The sequence below is a fragment of the Paenibacillus sp. GM2 genome, assembly GCF_900069005.2.
Classification (GTDB): domain Bacteria; phylum Bacillota; class Bacilli; order Paenibacillales; family Paenibacillaceae; genus Fontibacillus.
Map to the genome: position 1 here is coordinate 201,846 of NZ_LN831276.1, position 17,636 is coordinate 219,481.

Below are 17,636 nucleotides of genomic sequence, written 5' to 3' on the forward strand. Positions count from 1 at the left end.
CTGTAAGCTGCTAAAGAGTTCCTTAAAATACATGAGGTGAAATGATGTATAATCTTCTAATTGTCGATGACGAGGCGGAGACGCGTGAAGCCTTAGCCATTTATTTTCCCTGGAATGATATTGGCTTCCAAATTGTTGGCCAGGTCAATAACGGACTGGAAGCCCTCCAATTCATAGACGGAGAGGAACGCGTAGATATTGTTTTTACTGATATTAAAATGCCCGTTATGTCCGGAATCGAATTAGCGGAGAATTTATATAACCATAAGCAAAATATTAAGATTGTATTTCTTAGCGGATATCGGGATTTCGAATATGCCAGGCAGGCGCTGCATTACCGGGTCATGAATTATGTGCTCAAGCCGGCCAAATATCATGTGCTGATGGATGTATTCGTTAAGCTTCGTAACGAAATGGAGGCGGGAGGAACTTCTTTAGAATCGGAGGATACCGCACCGGATTATAGCTATAGCAAGGGTGACGAGAGCCTGGTCATCAAGAAAGTGAAGGAATACGTGAAGCAGAACTACAAGGAGGCTACGCTTGAGGAAGTGGCTCGGCAGGTTTATATGAACGCCAACTATCTCAGCTTTTTCTTTAAACAGAAGACGGGACAGAACTTCTCTGACTACCTGATTCAGACCAAGATGGAGATGGCTCTCCACCTGCTGCAGGATTTCAATTATAAAACCTATGAGATCAGCGAGATGGTCGGCTACAGCAACGCCAAAAATTTCACTCGGACTTTTAAAAGTTATTATGGGAAGACGCCTAGTGAATACCGGAGTGGACAAGCCTCTATATGAGAGAGAAATATTTTATTAAGCAGCTGATGACTTTTCTGATCCCATTGCTCATCCCTATCATTATTCTCGGCTCGCTCTCTACCATTTCGGTACAGCATGATATTAAGGCAGATATTAATCAGAACAGCAGCTTCCTGCTGCTGCAATCGCAGACCCAACTGGAAATGATTCTGAATGAGTTGGATACGTTGTATCTGGCTCTGTATGATAATACGAATATTTTCAATGAGTTGTCTTCTGTGCTCAAAAATCCCTCTTACACCTATGAGAGTTCGACAGCCAATTCGATTATTTCCAGCTTTCTGAATGCTTTTACGAGCTCCAAGCCCTATATTCAATCCTTCTATCTGTATGTAGACAATCCATATCATCGATTCCTGTCCTCTGTTGATGGGCTGGTGACCTTGGATCATTTCTATGATACGGCTTGGTATAGCGAGTTCATGGAATATTCCGGACCAGCAACAAAGTGGACGGAACGCAGAAATATCCGCTTCTATGATTTCGAGAATGACCCAACGGCTATTGTCACCTTCTATAATGTACTGGTACCGCAGAAAATTGGTATTATTCTTAACATTCGGCCCAAGTATATTGAGAATCTGCTCGACGACATTACAACCTATGACGGACAGCAATTATTTGTATTAAATGAAGAGAATAAGGTGATCTTCTCCAATCATTCGGGCGAGTTGCTTCAGGCTAAAGACATTTACTGGATTGCGAATCAGCCGGCATCGGTCTTCGATCTGAATACCTCACAGGGATTGGTTAATGTGACCAAAGTGGAGTCGGAGCGCTATAAGTGGAAGTATGTCTCGGCCATACCGCATTCGGATCTGTATAAGACGCCGACGCGAATTTTTAAATACACGCTGCTGTTTGCCGTGATCGCTATCATATGCGGATTCATTCTGACCTACTATGTTGTGCGCCGCAACTTTAACCAGCTCAAGATGATCCGGCTGCTGATCAAATCGGCTGAGGATCGCCATGTTCCACTGAAGCCGCCGGCGAAGATCAAAGATCAATATTCATATATTATCCATGATATGATGACGCATTTTATTGAGCACCGCTATATCCATACCCAGCTGCTGGAGAAAAAGTACAGACTCCAGGTTATGGAGTTGCTTGCCCTACAGTCGCAGATTAACCCCCACTTCCTCTATAACACCTTGCATTCCGTGTATTGGGAGTCGGTCGCACTGACAGGCCAGCCAAACAAGGCAAGCGAGATGATTGAGGACCTGTCCGATATTCTCTCCTACTCCTTCAGTAATCCAACCCGGACAGTGACTTGGGGCGAGGAGATCGCCAATGCGATCAGTTACATCAATATTCAGAAGAAAAGGTATAAGGACAAGTTCGATGTGATCTATGAGTACGATGAGGAGATTACCGAATTATCGACGATGAAGCTGATTCTACAGCCACTGTTGGAGAACAGCATCTATCACGGCATTAAGGAGAAGGACGGGCCTGGCCTGATTAAGGTGAAGCTTGCGAGGAGGTTCGAGCGGCTGCGTATCACAGTAACGGATAATGGAATCGGTATCCCGCCCCATTCGTTGACCGAAGTGATGCGGCGGCTCGATATCGATGAGGAGCGCACCAAGCATGTGGGGCTATTTAATACAAACAAACGCCTGAAGCTCAGGTATAATGAGCTCTACCACCTGCGTATCCGCAGCAAGCAAGGCTTTGGGACGATGGTAGAGATCACCATCCCTATCGAAGAAGACCGGCATGGTTAATCCTGTCGGTCTTCTTTGCCTTTACAGTAGTTCTAACGAAACTGGGAAGCGTTATTGGGGGCAAAAACGGCCTTCGGATATTTTAACGAAACTGACAATCGCTATTCCGGCTATTTCACCCTCTAAAGCTTGCATTTCCCGCCAATAACGATTCTGTAGTTTCGTTAGTTCTAAATTACCCTTGTTTTCGGGGAAATAGCGTTATGGAGTTTCGTTAGAAGGATCGGTGGCTCAGGGGAACAAACGTTGAAGCTCAGGTATAACGAGCTCTCCCCCCTGCGTATCCGCAGCAAGCAAGGCTTTGGGACGATGCTAGAGATTACCATCCCTATCGAAGAAGACCGGCATGGAAAATCCCGTCGAACTTTTTTGGCCTTTACAGTAGTTCTAACGAAACTGGGAAGCGTTATTGGGGGCAAAAACGGCCTTCGGATATTTTAACGAAACTGACAATCGCTATTCCGGCCATTTCACCCTCTAAAGCTCGCATTTCCCGCCAATAACGATATATAGTTTCGTTAGTTCCAAATCCCCCTCGTTTTCGGGAAAATAGCGTTATGGAGTTTCGTTAGAAGGATCGCTTATGGTTTGGTGGTTTGGTGGTTTGGTGGTTTGGTGGTTTGGTGGTTTGGTGGTCAATAGTCGCTGGTTCGTTGGTTCAGTGATTTGTTGGTTTGTTGGTCGCTGAGTTCTTTGGCTCCTCGATTCGTCGGTCGTTGGCTCGGTGGTTCGCTATTTGCTGGCATGTTGGATCGTTAGTTCACTAACTCATAGTTTAGTAGTTCGCTGGCTTATTGTTTTCCTCGGTTCGTCGGTTCGGTGACTCGTTGGTCCGTTGGTTCGTAAGTTTGCTGGCCAGTTGGCTCATCGGTTCGTTGGTTCACTGGCTCATAGTTCGATAATCTGATGGCCTATTGGATTACTGGATTCGCAGGTTCGGTGGCTCGTTGATTTGCTAGTTCGCTAGTTTGCTGGCCTGCTGCTCGCCGATCTTTGGTTCGTTGCTCGGTGGCTCTTTGGCCCGATGGTTCATCGGTTTGCTAGTTCACTGGTCCGTAGGGACGGTTGGTCGTTGATTCGTTGCGCTAGCCTGATAGACCACTCGTTTGTTGATTCATCGAGCCGCTGGTTCGCTGGCACGTTGCTCGCTAATTCGTTAAATTTCATTATCTCGTTAATTCGCTGGCCCGGTGTGATTTATTGGTTCACTAGCCTGCTGGACCACCCGTTTGTTAATTCTTCGATCCACTGGTGCGCTGGCACGTTGCTCGCTGATTCGTTGCGTTTCGTTGGATCGTTAATTCACTGGTCTGGTGGTGCGCTAGTCACTCCGTTAATTTTTTATTTTCGTTAGCTCACTGGTTCGTTAATCCGATAGTTCATTGGTCCACTAGTCCACTGCGTTAGTCCGTCGGTCCGCTGGTGCGTTCTCCCCCTCTTGTTTGACTCACTCCTGATTTTGCTTGCGATATTGCAGCGGGGAACGCTTCGCAATCTGCTTGAATACTCGGCCGAAATGAGCAATGCTATCAAAGCCCGTCTCCTCAGCGATTCTCGTAATCCTATCATCCGTCTCTCGCAGCAAGGTCTGCGCTTCCCGAATTCGAATATAATTCAAATATTCAATGACCGTAAAACCTGTGGTCTGCTTGAAAATACGGCAGAGATAGGTCTCGCTGATATAGAATTGCTCGGCAATCCCCGGCAAAGTCAGCTTCTGTCTGTATTCCATATTTAAATATTCGATGATGCGGTATACCCTGCGCTGCTTCTCGCTCGATTCAGGCGGAATCGGCTCCGGCTTGGCTTCGCGGATACGGGCAATAAGAATGAGCATCTGTAGAAGCAAAGCCAGCAAATATTCTGTAGAACTGCTTCCTGCTTCCTTCTGCTCGCGCAGCATGTTGTGGAAAAGATCTTCAAACCGTCCCTGCTCATGCACATCTGGACGAAGCAAGAAGCTCTCCCCGTGATACAAAGGCAGCTCCCCCACTCCCAGACCCAGCAACGGCTCAATGAACAGATCATCAAAATTAACCAATATCCGCTCATGAGAGAACCTTCCCTTGCTCGTCGTTCGATGTAAATGGTTCTTGTTAATAAACAGCAGGTCGCCAACCTGCAGAGCATAAACCCGATCATTAATATAGTAGTACCGTTCACCCGACAGTAAATAATAGATTTCATAACTTTCATGAAAATGATCAGAATCCATACTAAAATGTTTAGTTCGCTTGATCTGCTCCACGGCAAAATATGGTGTTGTGCTCACAAAACTCCTTCCTTTCTCGATCCTGATATCTGAACTTTTTGAACATGACATTTTAGATAAAATATGCATAGTTTTTATTAAAACGACTAATAAACGCTTAGATTCTTGCATTTCATATACTATAAAATAGATTTATACCAATGTAAATGGAGTGATCATCTTGTCCAAGAAGAAATACGTCATCGTAGGTACCGGAGGTCGGGCAGAGTTTTTCTATAGCGAGTTGGTAACTACTTTCAAGGAAACTTCAGAGCTGGTTGCAATTTGCGATGTCAATCAGACCAGAATGAATTATGCGAATAGACTGTTACAAGAGAAATACCATTATCATGAGGTCCCTACTTACAAATCGGAGAAATTCGATCAAATGATCGAGGATACCAAGCCGGATTTTGTGCTTGTATGCTCGATTGATCGCACGCATCATAAATATATCGTCCGCGCGATGGAACTCGGCTGTGACGTCATCTCCGAGAAGCCGATGACCATAGACGAAGAGAAATGTCAGGAGATCTACGATGCCATCGAACGCACTGGACGAAACCTTCGCGTAACGTTCAATTACCGCTATGCGCCGCATAACACGAAGATTCGTGAATTAATTATGGATGGAACCATCGGCGAAATACTGTCCGTCAACTTCGAATGGCTGCTCAACACGCAGCATGGCGCCGACTACTTCCGCAGATGGCATCGCGATAAAAGAAACAGCGGCGGATTGCTCGTACACAAATCTACGCACCATTTCGACCTGATGAATTTCTGGCTGGGTTCCAAACCCGACACCGTATTTGCCATGGGCGACCTGCGCTTCTATGGCAGGGAGAACGCTGAGAAGCGCGGCGTTACTGAATTTTACCAACGCGCTTACGGCAGCGAAACGGCGCAGAACGATCCGTTCGCGCTCCATCTCGACCAGAATGAGCATTTGAAGAGCATGTATCTTGATGCCGAGCAGGAGGATGGATATCAACGCGATCAGAGCGTATTCGGAGACAATATCAGTATAGAAGATACGATGAGCGTGATGGTTAAATACAAGAACAAGACCGTGATGAACTATTCGCTAAATGCTTATCTGCCATGGGAAGGCTTCATTATTGTTTTTAATGGTACACAGGGCCGTATGGAAGTACGAATCACCGAGCAATCCTACGTCAATTCCGGTGGCGATAAGGCGGATGAAGGCGCTTTGCAAGGCATGGATATCATGATCTACCCTCACTTTGCAGCGCCATATCGCGTTGAAATTGAGCAAGGGGTAGGCGGCCATGGCGGTGGCGACCCCGTTATGCTGCGCGATATCTTCGATAAGAAGCAGGAGGATCGCTTCAACCGTGCCGCTTCCCATATCGACGGAGCTATGTCGATCATGACTGGCATCGCAGCTAACCGCTCCATTCGGACCGGCCAACCGGTCAAGGTCGACGACCTGTTCAAGTTCCCTGCCGGAAGCTTGAAGTAAGACCGTTAAATTAGGGACCCCAATTTCCATATACAGCAACAGCCTCCTGGAATCACCAGGAGGCTGTTGCTTATCAGCGCTCTAACTCGATATGGGTTTCCAGCGCCATTTTTTATACCAAATTCTTAATTAATGCTCTTCTATATCTGTGGTTCACTGCCAGGTAACCCAAGCATTGAATGACCAGGAAGATAACAAAGCTGGCTGCTGTAACACTGCCTAGTGAACCACCGATGACCTCGCGCAGGTAGGCAACACCAATTAAGAAGAACAAGCTTGCCACGACAAAAGGCGCAAATATTAACACAGCAAGCTGCTTTGACACAATTGAGAACAGCTCCTTTTGAGACAGCCCGATCTTCAGAATGCCCTTATATTTCTCGCGTTCCTTGTCCAAATCCGTAATCAGTCGGAAATAGATCATGCTGAGCGCTGCGATCATAAATATCAAGCTGAGCATAAAGCCTACATAGAGCATTAGATTTTTCGAGCTTTTCTCTACATAAAACAGATCCCCCGCGCTGAAAAAGCCAAATTCACCATGATCACTGTACCCGATGCGATCTATTAGAGCCTGTGTCGTAGCTATGTCCTCTTTCCAGTTATCAACGTTATAAGCAAACACATGCAGCAGATTCAAGCCTTGCCTCCGCTCAATATTCACATAGTCCTGATTCGATACCACCAGGAGACGATTGAAGTAACCGGCAGGCATAATATTCTGACTGCTCCCTCCGACCATTTGAGGATTCATATTCGTCTGTTGAAAGACCTGCTGCATAGGATCAGAGATATTTAGATCCGTCTTCTCCTTAGGCAGGAAGTTAACCGCATAAATCTCATTCTGATCTAAGGATAGGGGTTCCCCACCAAGCCCTTGAATCGCTTCATTGTAGCTACTCAGAGAGACGATGGCCTGCCTCCGATGCTCAGCAATATAGAGAACATCATATTTATAAGGAGCATAGCCGGCCTGATTTTGCAGGCTTTGTTGCAGCAGCTCCACATGCTCTGATTGACGCGGGTTATCCGCTTGAGATACATACATATAGTCATAAGGATAATTCGCCTTCGTATTCTGCTCCACATTCACATTCGCACTATACAATCCAACAATAGCGAAGAACGTTCCCATAAGGAGCAATGAGACAAGATACATCATCTTCACATTGCTTCGTAAATGCGACTTCATTCCGGAGAGGGTGAGCATATTCGTCTTCTGAAGATAACGCTTCTGCTTCTGAACAAGCTCCAACACGAGCACGCACAACTGTAAATATAAGAAATACAAACCAATCACAAAGACAATGAATAAGAAAAATACCCCCAGAATGTTATTCGATACCTGATGCACAAACGCAACGTTATGCCCAATCGTTATCATAGACAGGGTTCCTCCCGTTGCAAGCAACGCAAAGGTCAACCCGATAGGAGAGAAGCGGACCTCTGCTTCCATCCTCTTATCCGACTTGAGCAACTGAATGATTTTTTGCTTTCGGATGAATAGCGGAGAGAAGAAGGAGACGAGCAAGAACAACATAAAGAACATCACCAAGGTCAAAGCGATAGCCCTGCTTGGAAAATACATCACAAAGCCTTCCACCTGCATCACCTTCCGCGTCACCATCAGAAACAATGGGGCAAAGACGAGTCCTAATACAAGCGCCATGATGATCGCCGCGATACCGATAAACATATTTTCTCGGAAGACCATCTTTTTAATCTGGCGCTTGGAAGCCCCCATCATGACGAATAGCCCCAGCGTCCTCTGCCTTACCCTCATAAATGACATGACCGAATAGGAGATGAACACAAATGAGAATAAATACACCAGTACCGTGCCTACCATCATCGCGAAGGATAGGGATGAACCATTTGCAATAACCGATAGATCGGGATGGAACATCGACACTGAGAACGAGAAAAAGATAAAAATTGAAAATACACTGCTTAGGAAATAAGCGATATACGTCCATTTATCCCGTAAAATATTGTTCAGAACAATATTATTGAATGTCACTTCGCCCACCTCCAAGGAAAGTCAAGGTGTCCATAATATTTTGATAGAAGTTCCCCTGAAGGTTGCCGCGATGGATCTCGTTATACAACTTGCCGTCCTTAATGAAAATCACACGGTTACAGAAGCTCGCCACATAGGGATCATGAGTAACCATAAGAATCGTCGTCTGCAAGGTTCGGTTTATAGACTTGAACAGCTCCATCACATCCTTGGCCGATTTCGTATCCAGATTTCCTGTAGGCTCATCCGCAAGCAGCAGCGAAGGCTGATGGATGATTGCTCTGGCCACGGCCACCCGCTGCGCTTGTCCTCCGGAGATCTCGAAGGTGCGCTTAGGCAGTAACGACTCGATGCCTAGCAATGAGGAGGCTTGCTCCAAGCGTCGCTCCATCTCAGGTACAGAAACGCTATCCAAAGTAAGCGGCAGAAGAATGTTCTCCCGAACCGTCAACGTATGAACAAGGTTGAAATCCTGAAACACAAAGCCCAGCTCATTCCGCCTGAACTTGGCCAACTTTTCATCATTTAAAGAGTGGGGCTGCTGTCCGTTCACAGTAATCTCCCCACCGCTGGGAATATCAATCGTGGAAATACAATTCAGCAGCGTCGTCTTGCCGCTTCCGGAAGGTCCCATAATCGCCGCAAAATCCCCTTGCTCCAGATCAAAGGAGACATCATTCAGCGCCGTATAGTTCACTTTACCCACATATGTTTTCTCAAGCTGATGCACTTGTAATATTTTTATACTCATAAAATCTCCTTACTTCATTGTCGTATACTAAGCTTCTGCCCTCCGAAGCATCTTCATCATAAGTGATGTACGACCCGTCGACAATTCCCCTTCATTTCAGTTCCCTTACAAGTTCGTAATAAAAAAATCATGACCCTAATCATGATTTCTAAAATAAAAATAAAATGTGGTTGCCCCGTCAACCATCGATTCCAGCTTATATTGATGCTGCAGCATATCAGCTATTCTCTTCACCAGGTACAATCCCATCCCTGTAGATTCGCCGAACCTTCGTCCGTTCTCACCGGTAAAGAACAAATCAAACACCCGGTTCAGATCACTCGGCTCGATCCCGCCCCCTTCATTCGTAATACTGAGGACAACGGTACTCTCTGCTATTTTTGCTGCTATCTGCACGTTCTTGCCTGGCTTGCTGTACTTAATAGCGTTATTCATGACCTGATATAACATGGTTTTTAGCCACTTTCGATCTGTATAGACCGATAAATTACCTTCGATAGAGACGCTTGGATAGACAGAGCCCGAGATGAAGAAATCCTTCAAATCGTTAATTACTTCGGACACGGCGTTTCTTAATGGAACCTGCTCAATTTTAAGATCCGCGGCAAAATCCTCTGTGCGAAGATAAGTCAGGAGCTGTGATAAATTATAATTAATCTTGTTAATAGACGCTTGAACCTTGGCGAAATCTTCATTACCTTCGTTTATTTGCGTGAGCATGCTGATGACTGACACCGGAGTTTTAATCTGATGCACCCAATGACCCAACATCGTCTGATACTCTTGTTGCCGGTTCTTCAAATGGTTCATTTGAGAATGATATAGCTGTAGATTGGCACGCATACTCTGGGCATAAGCTTCCTCCAGAACCGAATGCGGATTATGAATGAGCATATCCTCTGGCTTGGTTGGTATTGCGGATAACTGCTCATACACCTTTCGACGCGTGATATACCGATAAAGAAGAAAGATCAACAAAAGAACCAAACTTACAAACACAAAATAAACTTTTCCACCGACCTCAAACCCATCCAGCCAGTCATACAGAAGGAATAAGCCGAAAAAAGTAACCAGATATAGTATTCCAATGGACAAATGGTCCTTAATAAACAGCTTCATATCGGTTCCTCTAGCAACCGGTACCCTACACCGCGTACGGCTTCAATTGCAGCATCGGCCCCAACATCTTGCAGCTTCTTGCGGAGCCGAGCGATATTCACATTGAGCGTGTTCTCCTCTACGAAGCTCTCATCATCCCATAGCTTGGAGAGCAGGGTCTCCCGGCTCAGCACCTTTGGAGCATTCTCCAGCAGCATACCCGCCAGCATCGCTTCCTTCTTGGTCAACAACACTTGCTGTTCCTGGTGTTCCAGGATCAAGCTCTCCAGATACAGCTTCAGCTCGCCGCAAACCACAGTCCGCTCGGATGGATTGGCGGCATAATCCCCGTAATTTCTGCGGATCTGCCCGTTCACCTTAGCAACCACCACTTCTAGCGAGAAGGGTTTGGTAATATAGTCATCTGCCCCATTCTCGATACCGTAGATCTGCTCCATCTCACTGCTGCGTGCCGAGATAATGATAATCGGACAAGTTGAGAACTGTCTGATTTTCCGGCACCAATAGAAGCCATCATACTTTGGCAAATTAATATCCAGCAGAACCAGATGGGGATCAAACTGCTCAACCTCCCCTGAGATATCATTAAAATCAGAGCAAACCTTGCATTCATAATCGTATTTGTGCAAATGTCCGGACAGTAATTCCGCAAGCGATTGATCATCTTCCACCAGCAATATTCGATACATAGTCATCACCCAGCCTATAATTCACGTCATTAATAAGTTGTCTGTCTTACTATTATCTACATATTTTGGAGCAAATAAAAAGCCTGTATAGAGTAAAACATACAAACTCCATACAGACCAATTACATTTGTGTAATATTAGGACGGTTTAAAGGACGGCCCATTCCTGAATGCTCAAAGCTTATATGGCCCAGGCGCTTGATGATGTTATCGTTGCCTCCCGATCCTTCCCGCCAGTCCCTTGTATTTCGGTTTCCCAAGCATCGGTCAGCAGTCTCACATAATCCAGCGAGGCCTGTAATTCCAGTGACTCCCCGATTATGTCATGCTTCCGATCGTCCAGTAAGGTGTAGACTTCAATAATGCCGGGAGGGCAGCCAAAAGCACCATGCCAAAACACATTGGTTAAATGCGAAAACGCCTTGACCAGCTCTACATTATCCTCCAAAAGAAACTTCTGCACAGTTATTCGCGTCGGATCTCTCCTGTCCTGCCATAACGCCTGAAAAATAATAGAAATCTGCATGCCCAATACGTCTGATTTCATCGACCAGTTCTCATACAAGGCCACAGGATAGTCATAAATCAGCATTCCCGTGATCAAAGTCAGCTGAGCCACGACCTGATTATATACCTGCCAATAAAATAGGGGATCGGGAAATTCATCCTGATTGCGCGGCCAACGCCGGTTAAGCAGCACCTGTATCGGTGTCTGCAGACGTACCGCAGGCATCAGCGTGTAGTAATCGTTAATCGCATGCCCTACAGCGTATTGCACACGCTGCCGCCACGTTACCTTCCGTTCTCCGCTTCCCTGGCTTACCTCCGCCGCTGAGTACGAATGGATCCACCCTTCCAACTCATAGTCCACAATTCGTCTCATCATACTTGATGCAATCCCTCCAGGCTTTTGGCGAAATTCGCCCCGAATTCCCGGCATAACACCTTCTCTTCCGCGCTTGGCCCGTATTCTACCTTTAAGCCGTCCTGTACGACCTGTACGCCAAAGTCCTTAATCCGCTCCTCCAATTCATCGACAGCTCCGCAGTACAGCCGATAAGTGGTGTCTCCGCTTCCGAAGACAGCGCTGCGTGTACCCTGCAAATCCAGTTCCTTCATTTCGTCCAAGAAGTCCTCGAATTCATCAGGAATCTCCCCGTCCCCCCAGGTATAGGCTCCCAGCAGGTAAGCATCATATTCCAACAGATGGACAGCATTGCTGTCCTCCACCATTTTTAATTCCACGACCGCCCCGGTACTACGAATACCCTCGGCGATTAGTTCGGCCATTTCCTCCGTATTGCCAGTCAAGCTGGCATAGACAATGACAATTTTACTCAATCTCTTCAACTCCTCCGTCAGAGTGACTTGATATATTGGAGTATAATTGATAATGATTATCATTGTCAATTAGGTTCTGCAACTAAGACCGGCTGATCATAAACCCCTTCCAAAGTTCGCTGTTTACGGACTATCGCTTCAGGCGGGGTAACCGTCGGAGCATAAGGATGCATCAGCCATGATTTCACAAAATGGGTTTCCGATACCCGGTATAAAGGGGGCTCCTGCTCGTAATCGATCTTCATCGCATATTGGCTGCGCAGTGCAAAGGCATCCCCCTTCGGCAGACGAATCAAATCCGGTGGCGTACCAGGAATCGAGGCCAGCTTCCCTCCCTGCCCATCAAGGCTTGGCATTGAAGCCAGAAGCCCCCATGTATAAGGGTGCCGCGGATCATAGAAGATTTCCTCCGCCGTCCCGGTTTCCACGATCTGCCCAGCGTACATCACCGCGACACGGTCGGCCATTTTAGCCACTACGCCCAGGTCATGCGTGATGAAAATAATCGCCGTCCCGATCTTCCGCTGCAAATCCTTCATTAGCTCCAGAATTTGCGCCTGAATCGTAACGTCCAGCGCCGTGGTTGGTTCATCGGCAATTAAAAGCTTGGGATTGGCTGCCAGTGCAATGGCGATGACCACCCGCTGCCGCATTCCGCCGCTAAACTCATGCGGATACTGCTGAAACCGACGCTCCGGTGCCGGAATCCCTACCAAATCCAACAGCTCCACCGCTCTTTGGTACGCTGCTTGTCTGGACATTTTCGCATGGGTATGAAGCACCTCCGTGATCTGCTTGCCCACCTTCATCGTCGGATTCAGCGATGTCATTGGATCCTGGAAGATCATTCCGATCTCTTTGCCGCGAATCCGCTGCATTTGCTTCTCCGTCTTGCCAATCAATTGCTGGCCGTCGAACCAGATCTCCCCCCGCTTATATATTCCATGCGGCTGGGGTACGAGCTGCATTATAGCCTGGGATGTCACACTTTTGCCCGAGCCTGATTCGCCAACGATAGCCAGTGTCTCCCCCTTCTTTACATGGAAGTTGACGCCGCGAATGGCCTGCACTTCTCCTTCCCTGGTCTTAAAAGAAATCGCCAGGTCCTTTACCTCCAATAAATTGTCCATCATATCTGCTCCCCACCTTACTAAAATAAAAAGCCACCGTCCGCAAAACGTCGCGAAACAGCAGCGGGTAGTTCGAAATCCTGTAAATGATAACTGCAAAGACAAATTCAAACAGATAAAATTTGATAATTCATAACCAAATTCCTTTAATTGATAATGATTATCATTATTGATTATATCATGGGCCGTCTCCTGACTCAATCGGGAATCTACTTCCAAGTTCCAAAGTCGCCATACATCAATTGCTTATTGCCTTGAGCATTCCTTTCCAGTGCAACCTATTCGATCTTTTCCCCCTTTGATCCGCTATTTTTTTGCATTAAAAAACAGGATAGAGTCACGTGACTCTATCCTGCTGATTTTTATCGATTCATGTCTCTTTTTTCTTTGAGCAGACGCTGGAACTCCATCTCTAATTCCTGGGACGGCTCAATGCTTAGACGGCTCAGCACCGCTGAAATTTTTGTCTCGAGCAAGAGATATTGATCTTTCTGCGTATCACGACTGCTCTTAGGTGGGGCTTGCTTCATCTGCTGGTACGTCCCTTCGAATAGTTCAAGCTTTTGATCCTGAATCGTCAAAATTCGTGTAGCCACGTGATCAATAAAGCGGCGATCATGAGAGACGAAGATGACACTGCCTTCATACTCCTTCAGAAGCGACTCCAACGCTTCCACAGCTTCCATATCCAGAAAATTCGTCGGTTCATCGAGAATTAACGTATTGATATCGCTCAGGAACAACTTGGTTAGCGCCACCTTTACCCGCTCCCCGCCGCTTAACACAGAGACAGGCTTATATACATCCTCCCTAAAAAAATGCATCCTGGCCAGGACCGTTCGTATTACGGTCTCCGTCTGCTTCGAAGACGATTGCACATTGTCCAAAATCGTTTTATCCAGATCAAGAATATTTAAGTTTTGGCTGAAGTAACCTATCTTCACCGAGGGAGAGAGGGTCACGCCCGGCTCTTGCCCCATAATCTTCTTCACTAGCGTCGTCTTCCCACAGCCATTAGGGCCTGTAATCGCTAATTTATCACCGCCCCGAAGCTGAAAGCTGGCCCGGTTCCATAATATGCGCTTGCCAATCCTGCCAGCGAGATCTTCTATACGGATAATGATCCGATTTATAAACGTATTTACATTCGGCAAATTCATTTTTAGAGGCGGCAGCTCCCGGATTTTCTCGACCTTTTCAAGCTTTTCCAGTCTTGTTTCAATCGCAGAGGCCGTCTGCTGCAGCTTCTTTTGCTTCTTAGCAAAATAAGGCTTCGCTCCTGTAATCCGCGCCTCTGAATTACTTACCTTCTTGGGCGTCTTAGTTGCTCTCTCCGCCTTTCTCTCTTTCAGCCTCAAGGCTTCCTCCAGCTGCGCCTTCTTCTTCTCATATTTCTCATAAGCCGCTTGTTGCTGGTCATGCTCTATTTCCTTCTGCTTGAGGTAATCGCTGTAATTCCCAATGTACTCCTTCAGCTTGCCTTCGTGGATTTCCCAGATCGTTGTGCAAAGCGCATCAAGAAACGCCCGGTCGTGGGAGACCACAATAAATGACCCTTGCCAATCCCGCAGCTTCTTCTCGATCCATTCGATATGCTGTGTATCCAGATTTGTCGTTGGCTCATCCGCAAATAACAGCATTGGGTCTCTGACCAGTACCTTTTGGATGTACTCCTGTGTAACTTCCCCGCCGCTTTTCGTTGTATCGGTATGTTTGAGCTGCGGCAGCAGTTCACAATGAACATGCCTAACCACATGTCCCTCTTCCGGAACAATCTTATTTGCTAAAATTTGCAGCAGCGTCGTCTTTCCACAGCCATTGCGACCGACCAAGCCAATCCGGGCATCTTTGTAAACTTGTAGCTGATCGATATCCAGCAATAAGCGATCCTGTACGTAATACTTGATATGTTGTGCTTCCATTAAGAACATACAACCATCTCCCTTCATTTGTGCAGGAGACAAAAAATGCCCCCTATGTCCATTCAGAATAGGAGGCATAAATATATATAGGTGTGCCTAAAGAGATTCCCCTATGGCTTATGGGATTACTCCTTCAGGTCCAACTATAGAAATCCAATCCTATTCTGAAAATTAACAATTGAAGGCACCAAAAATTAAGCAGCATAAATCTGCTTAAAGCCACCATCAATTGTTCTCTTCAACAAATAGGATTAGTACTTCATTTTAGTTGGGTCACCCTTTCGTTCTTCATAGAAGCAGTTCAAAAGGTTCTCTTAAGAACATGCACTTCAAGATTATAGCAATTCACACGCCATGTCAACTATACAGGTTATTCCTTAACGCCTCCGAGGGCTACACCCGCAATGATATAACGGGATAACAGGAAGTACACGATGAACAGCGGTAATGCGGTCAGAGCCAACCCCATATAGATCGAGCCAAACTCTGTCTTGTAGATATCACCGCGCAGCAAGCTCACCATGATCGGCATCGTATACTTCTCCTTCTGCGTCAACAGGATCAATGGCATGAACAGGTTGTTCCAGTTGCCTACGAAGGCAAAGATGGCTTGCGTCGCCACTGCCGGAATCATCAGCGGCAGAATGATTCGGTTAAATGTTTTAAATTCGCCCGATCCGTCTACACGCGCTGCTTCCACAATTTCAACCGATAATGTTGCCAGCAGATATTGGCGCATGAAGAATACGACCGCCGGCGCCGCAATCGCAGGCAGAATCAGCGGAAAGAAGCTATTCGTCCAATGCAGCTTATACATGAACTGATAGAAACCGATCGCGCTTGCTTGAGAAGGAATCATCATTACACACAGAATGAAGGTAAAGAATGCATTCCGCAGTTTCCAGCTATAAGTCACCAGCCCATAGGCCGCCAAAGACGAGAAGTAGACCGTTAAGATTGTCGCCGAGCTGGAAATAATGAATGAATTCAGGAACCCTTGAATCGGATCGAAGCTCTTATCCAGCAGCACTCGTAAGTTATCCATAAAGTGTGTAGAAGGAAGCAACGAAAGTCCGCTTTGGATTTCAGCCGTAGAGCGCGTGGCGTTGACAAACATGATCCAGAACGGAAAGATGCTGAGAATCGCCAGCAGGATACAGACGACATAGATAATCGTTTTGCTTAGCTTCAGACCAAAGGCCCCGCTTCTTTGAGTCTTTTCCATGTGTTACACCTCCTTCTCAGTTGCTGCATAAGCAGATTTTCTATATTGCTTTTCCGCTTTTCTCAATTTGGCCGCATCCCGATCACGCATGAGATAGAATAGCAATCCAGACAGCACCGCTGCAATCACGAACAGGATCATACTCGCCGCGGCAGCGCGATTATACATATAGCTGCCCTTGAACGCTTGCCCATAAATGAACATGGTTGCGGTAAGCGTGGAGTCATCTGGCCCACCGGCAAGGAACAATTGTGGAATATCAAACATTGTCAGACCGCCGACCATCGATGTAATCAACGTGAACAGCAAGATCGTACGAAGACTCGGCAGCGTAATACGGAAGAAGGTTTGAAACCCATTGGCCCCGTCAATTGCCGCAGACTCGAAAAGCGCTGGATTTATGCCCATAACGCCTGCGATCAGGATAATCATCGTGTTGCCGTACCACATCCAGAACTGAATGAACGACACAATTCCGCGCGCTGTCGTCTTATCCTGGAGGAAGAAGATCGGAGCGTCGGACCATCCTAGCATCTGAAACAGACTATTAATCGGACCCATCGGGTAAGCGAACATGGAACTGAAAAGAACGGCAATCGTACTCGCCGTAATAATATTCGGCATATAGAGCAGAACCTTGAAAGCTCCCTGTCCCTTTATGTTAAGGCGCCGGTTCGTGAACCATGCAGTAAGCAATAGCGCAAGAGCGATCTGAGGAATAAAGTTGACAATCCAGAGCAACGCTGTGTTGGTCAGAGACTTTCTGAACGAAGGATTATCAAAGAGTAGATCTTTAAAATTCTGAAATGGGTTATCCATGATATGGATTGGTTTAGGTATTAATCCCTTCATATCGGTGAATCCGATAACTGCGGTGTATAAAATGGGATACAACGAGAAGATCAGAAATGCCAGTACGAATGGAAAGGTAAAAAAATAACCGTATTTCGAATAGTTGACAACCTTGCGGCGCATGCTATCACCTCACTAAGTTGATATGGAAGAGGCGGGGGAACTCCCCCCCCCCCCCCGCCCCTTCTTTTTTGCCTTTCATAACCAACTTGTCTTTTACCTTCTTTTTTGAGGGTGGGATCCGCACATCACCCACCCTTTTTCCCTCGGGGTATTTCGCGCATTCAT

General features: G+C 46.5%; 15 protein-coding genes. 4 read left to right on the forward strand and 11 right to left on the reverse strand.

The annotated features are described in order from the left end of the window. Window positions 1-44: 44 nt before the first annotated feature. The 3 genes from BN1360_RS03300 to BN1360_RS25820 all read left to right on the forward strand — a co-directional run bounded on the left by BN1360_RS03300 (window position 45) and on the right by BN1360_RS25820 (window position 3,004). A complete protein-coding gene (locus BN1360_RS03300; protein ID WP_068778475.1) occupies window positions 45-806 on the forward strand; it encodes a response regulator transcription factor in 762 nt (253 codons plus the stop codon). Continuing rightward, a complete protein-coding gene (locus tag BN1360_RS03305; protein ID WP_068778476.1) occupies window positions 803-2,563 on the forward strand; it encodes a sensor histidine kinase in 1,761 nt (586 codons plus the stop codon). Before BN1360_RS03300 ends, BN1360_RS03305 begins: the two co-directional genes overlap by 4 nt. A gap of 246 nt (window positions 2,564-2,809) precedes the next feature. Beyond that, window positions 2,810-3,004: a hypothetical protein gene (locus tag BN1360_RS25820; RefSeq protein ID WP_068778477.1), complete on the forward strand. Its 195-nt coding sequence runs from the start codon at window positions 2,810-2,812 to the stop codon at window positions 3,002-3,004. A 1,006-nt stretch (window positions 3,005-4,010) separates the two neighbouring features. On the opposite strand, the gene BN1360_RS03310 is transcribed toward BN1360_RS25820, so the two are convergent. Then, a complete protein-coding gene (locus BN1360_RS03310) occupies window positions 4,011-4,835 on the reverse strand; it encodes a helix-turn-helix transcriptional regulator (RefSeq protein WP_148466502.1) in 825 nt (274 codons plus the stop codon). A 160-nt stretch (window positions 4,836-4,995) separates the two neighbouring features. On the opposite strand from BN1360_RS03310, the gene BN1360_RS03315 reads away from it, so the two are divergent. Further along, entirely contained in the window at window positions 4,996-6,300 is a 1,305-nt protein-coding gene (locus BN1360_RS03315) for a Gfo/Idh/MocA family protein (RefSeq protein WP_068778478.1), read from the forward strand. Between the two features lie 112 nt (window positions 6,301-6,412). Here the strand turns inward: BN1360_RS03315 and BN1360_RS03320 are convergent, their stop codons facing one another. From BN1360_RS03320 to BN1360_RS03365, 10 genes are all read right to left on the reverse strand, one after another. Continuing rightward, window positions 6,413-8,320, reverse strand: a complete 1,908-nt coding sequence (locus tag BN1360_RS03320; RefSeq protein WP_068778479.1) for an ABC transporter permease — start codon at window positions 8,318-8,320, stop codon at window positions 6,413-6,415. After that, complete coding sequence (locus BN1360_RS03325) at window positions 8,307-9,071, reverse strand: ABC transporter ATP-binding protein (protein ID WP_068778480.1); 765 nt, start codon at window positions 9,069-9,071, stop codon at window positions 8,307-8,309. Before BN1360_RS03325 ends, BN1360_RS03320 begins: the two co-directional genes overlap by 14 nt. A 135-nt stretch (window positions 9,072-9,206) precedes the next feature. Then, the gene (locus tag BN1360_RS03330; protein WP_069188278.1) at window positions 9,207-10,190 is read right to left on the reverse strand and encodes a sensor histidine kinase; all 984 of its coding nucleotides are present in this window, start codon (window positions 10,188-10,190) and stop codon (window positions 9,207-9,209) included. Next, complete coding sequence (locus BN1360_RS03335; protein ID WP_068778481.1) at window positions 10,187-10,879, reverse strand: response regulator transcription factor; 693 nt, start codon at window positions 10,877-10,879, stop codon at window positions 10,187-10,189. The genes BN1360_RS03330 and BN1360_RS03335 overlap by 4 nt, the downstream gene beginning before the upstream one ends. 180 nt (window positions 10,880-11,059) lie before the next feature. Further along, complete coding sequence (locus BN1360_RS03340) at window positions 11,060-11,764, reverse strand: hypothetical protein (protein ID WP_068778482.1); 705 nt, start codon at window positions 11,762-11,764, stop codon at window positions 11,060-11,062. Beyond that, window positions 11,761-12,219, reverse strand: coding sequence for a flavodoxin (locus tag BN1360_RS03345; RefSeq protein WP_179016326.1), 459 nt, complete (start codon window positions 12,217-12,219; stop codon window positions 11,761-11,763). Before BN1360_RS03345 ends, BN1360_RS03340 begins: the two co-directional genes overlap by 4 nt. A 65-nt stretch (window positions 12,220-12,284) precedes the next feature. After that, window positions 12,285-13,349 carry an ABC transporter ATP-binding protein gene (locus BN1360_RS03350; protein ID WP_068778503.1) on the reverse strand — a complete coding sequence of 355 codons (1,065 nt, stop codon included), beginning with the start codon at window positions 13,347-13,349 and terminating at the stop codon, window positions 12,285-12,287. 362 nt (window positions 13,350-13,711) lie between these two features. Beyond that, window positions 13,712-15,280, reverse strand: a complete 1,569-nt coding sequence (locus BN1360_RS03355) for a Vga family ABC-F type ribosomal protection protein (protein ID WP_068778483.1) — start codon at window positions 15,278-15,280, stop codon at window positions 13,712-13,714. Window positions 15,281-15,641: 361 nt separating this feature from the next. Beyond that, entirely contained in the window at window positions 15,642-16,496 is an 855-nt protein-coding gene (locus tag BN1360_RS03360; protein WP_068778484.1) for a carbohydrate ABC transporter permease, read from the reverse strand. Window positions 16,497-16,499: 3 nt separating this feature from the next. Next, entirely contained in the window at window positions 16,500-17,471 is a 972-nt protein-coding gene (locus tag BN1360_RS03365) for a carbohydrate ABC transporter permease (protein ID WP_068778485.1), read from the reverse strand. Window positions 17,472-17,636: the final 165 nt, after the last annotated feature.

Bases quoted from the DNA above. Each gene is read 5' to 3' on its own strand.
- BN1360_RS03330 (WP_069188278.1), bottom strand. From the start codon at position 10,190: ATGAAGCTGTTTATTAAGGACCATTTGTCCATTGGAATACTATATCTG.
- BN1360_RS03300 (WP_068778475.1), top strand. From the start codon at position 45: ATGTATAATCTTCTAATTGTCGATGACGAGGCGGAGACGCGTGAAGCC.
- BN1360_RS03325 (WP_068778480.1), bottom strand. From the start codon at position 9,071: ATGAGTATAAAAATATTACAAGTGCATCAGCTTGAGAAAACATATGTG.
- BN1360_RS03360 (WP_068778484.1), bottom strand. From the start codon at position 16,496: ATGGAAAAGACTCAAAGAAGCGGGGCCTTTGGTCTGAAGCTAAGCAAA.
- BN1360_RS03340 (WP_068778482.1), bottom strand. From the start codon at position 11,764: ATGATGAGACGAATTGTGGACTATGAGTTGGAAGGGTGGATCCATTCG.
- BN1360_RS03335 (WP_068778481.1), bottom strand. From the start codon at position 10,879: ATGTATCGAATATTGCTGGTGGAAGATGATCAATCGCTTGCGGAATTA.
- BN1360_RS03365 (WP_068778485.1), bottom strand. From the start codon at position 17,471: ATGCGCCGCAAGGTTGTCAACTATTCGAAATACGGTTATTTTTTTACC.
- BN1360_RS03350 (WP_068778503.1), bottom strand. From the start codon at position 13,349: ATGGACAATTTATTGGAGGTAAAGGACCTGGCGATTTCTTTTAAGACC.
- BN1360_RS03355 (WP_068778483.1), bottom strand. From the start codon at position 15,280: ATGTTCTTAATGGAAGCACAACATATCAAGTATTACGTACAGGATCGC.
- BN1360_RS03305 (WP_068778476.1), top strand. From the start codon at position 803: ATGAGAGAGAAATATTTTATTAAGCAGCTGATGACTTTTCTGATCCCA.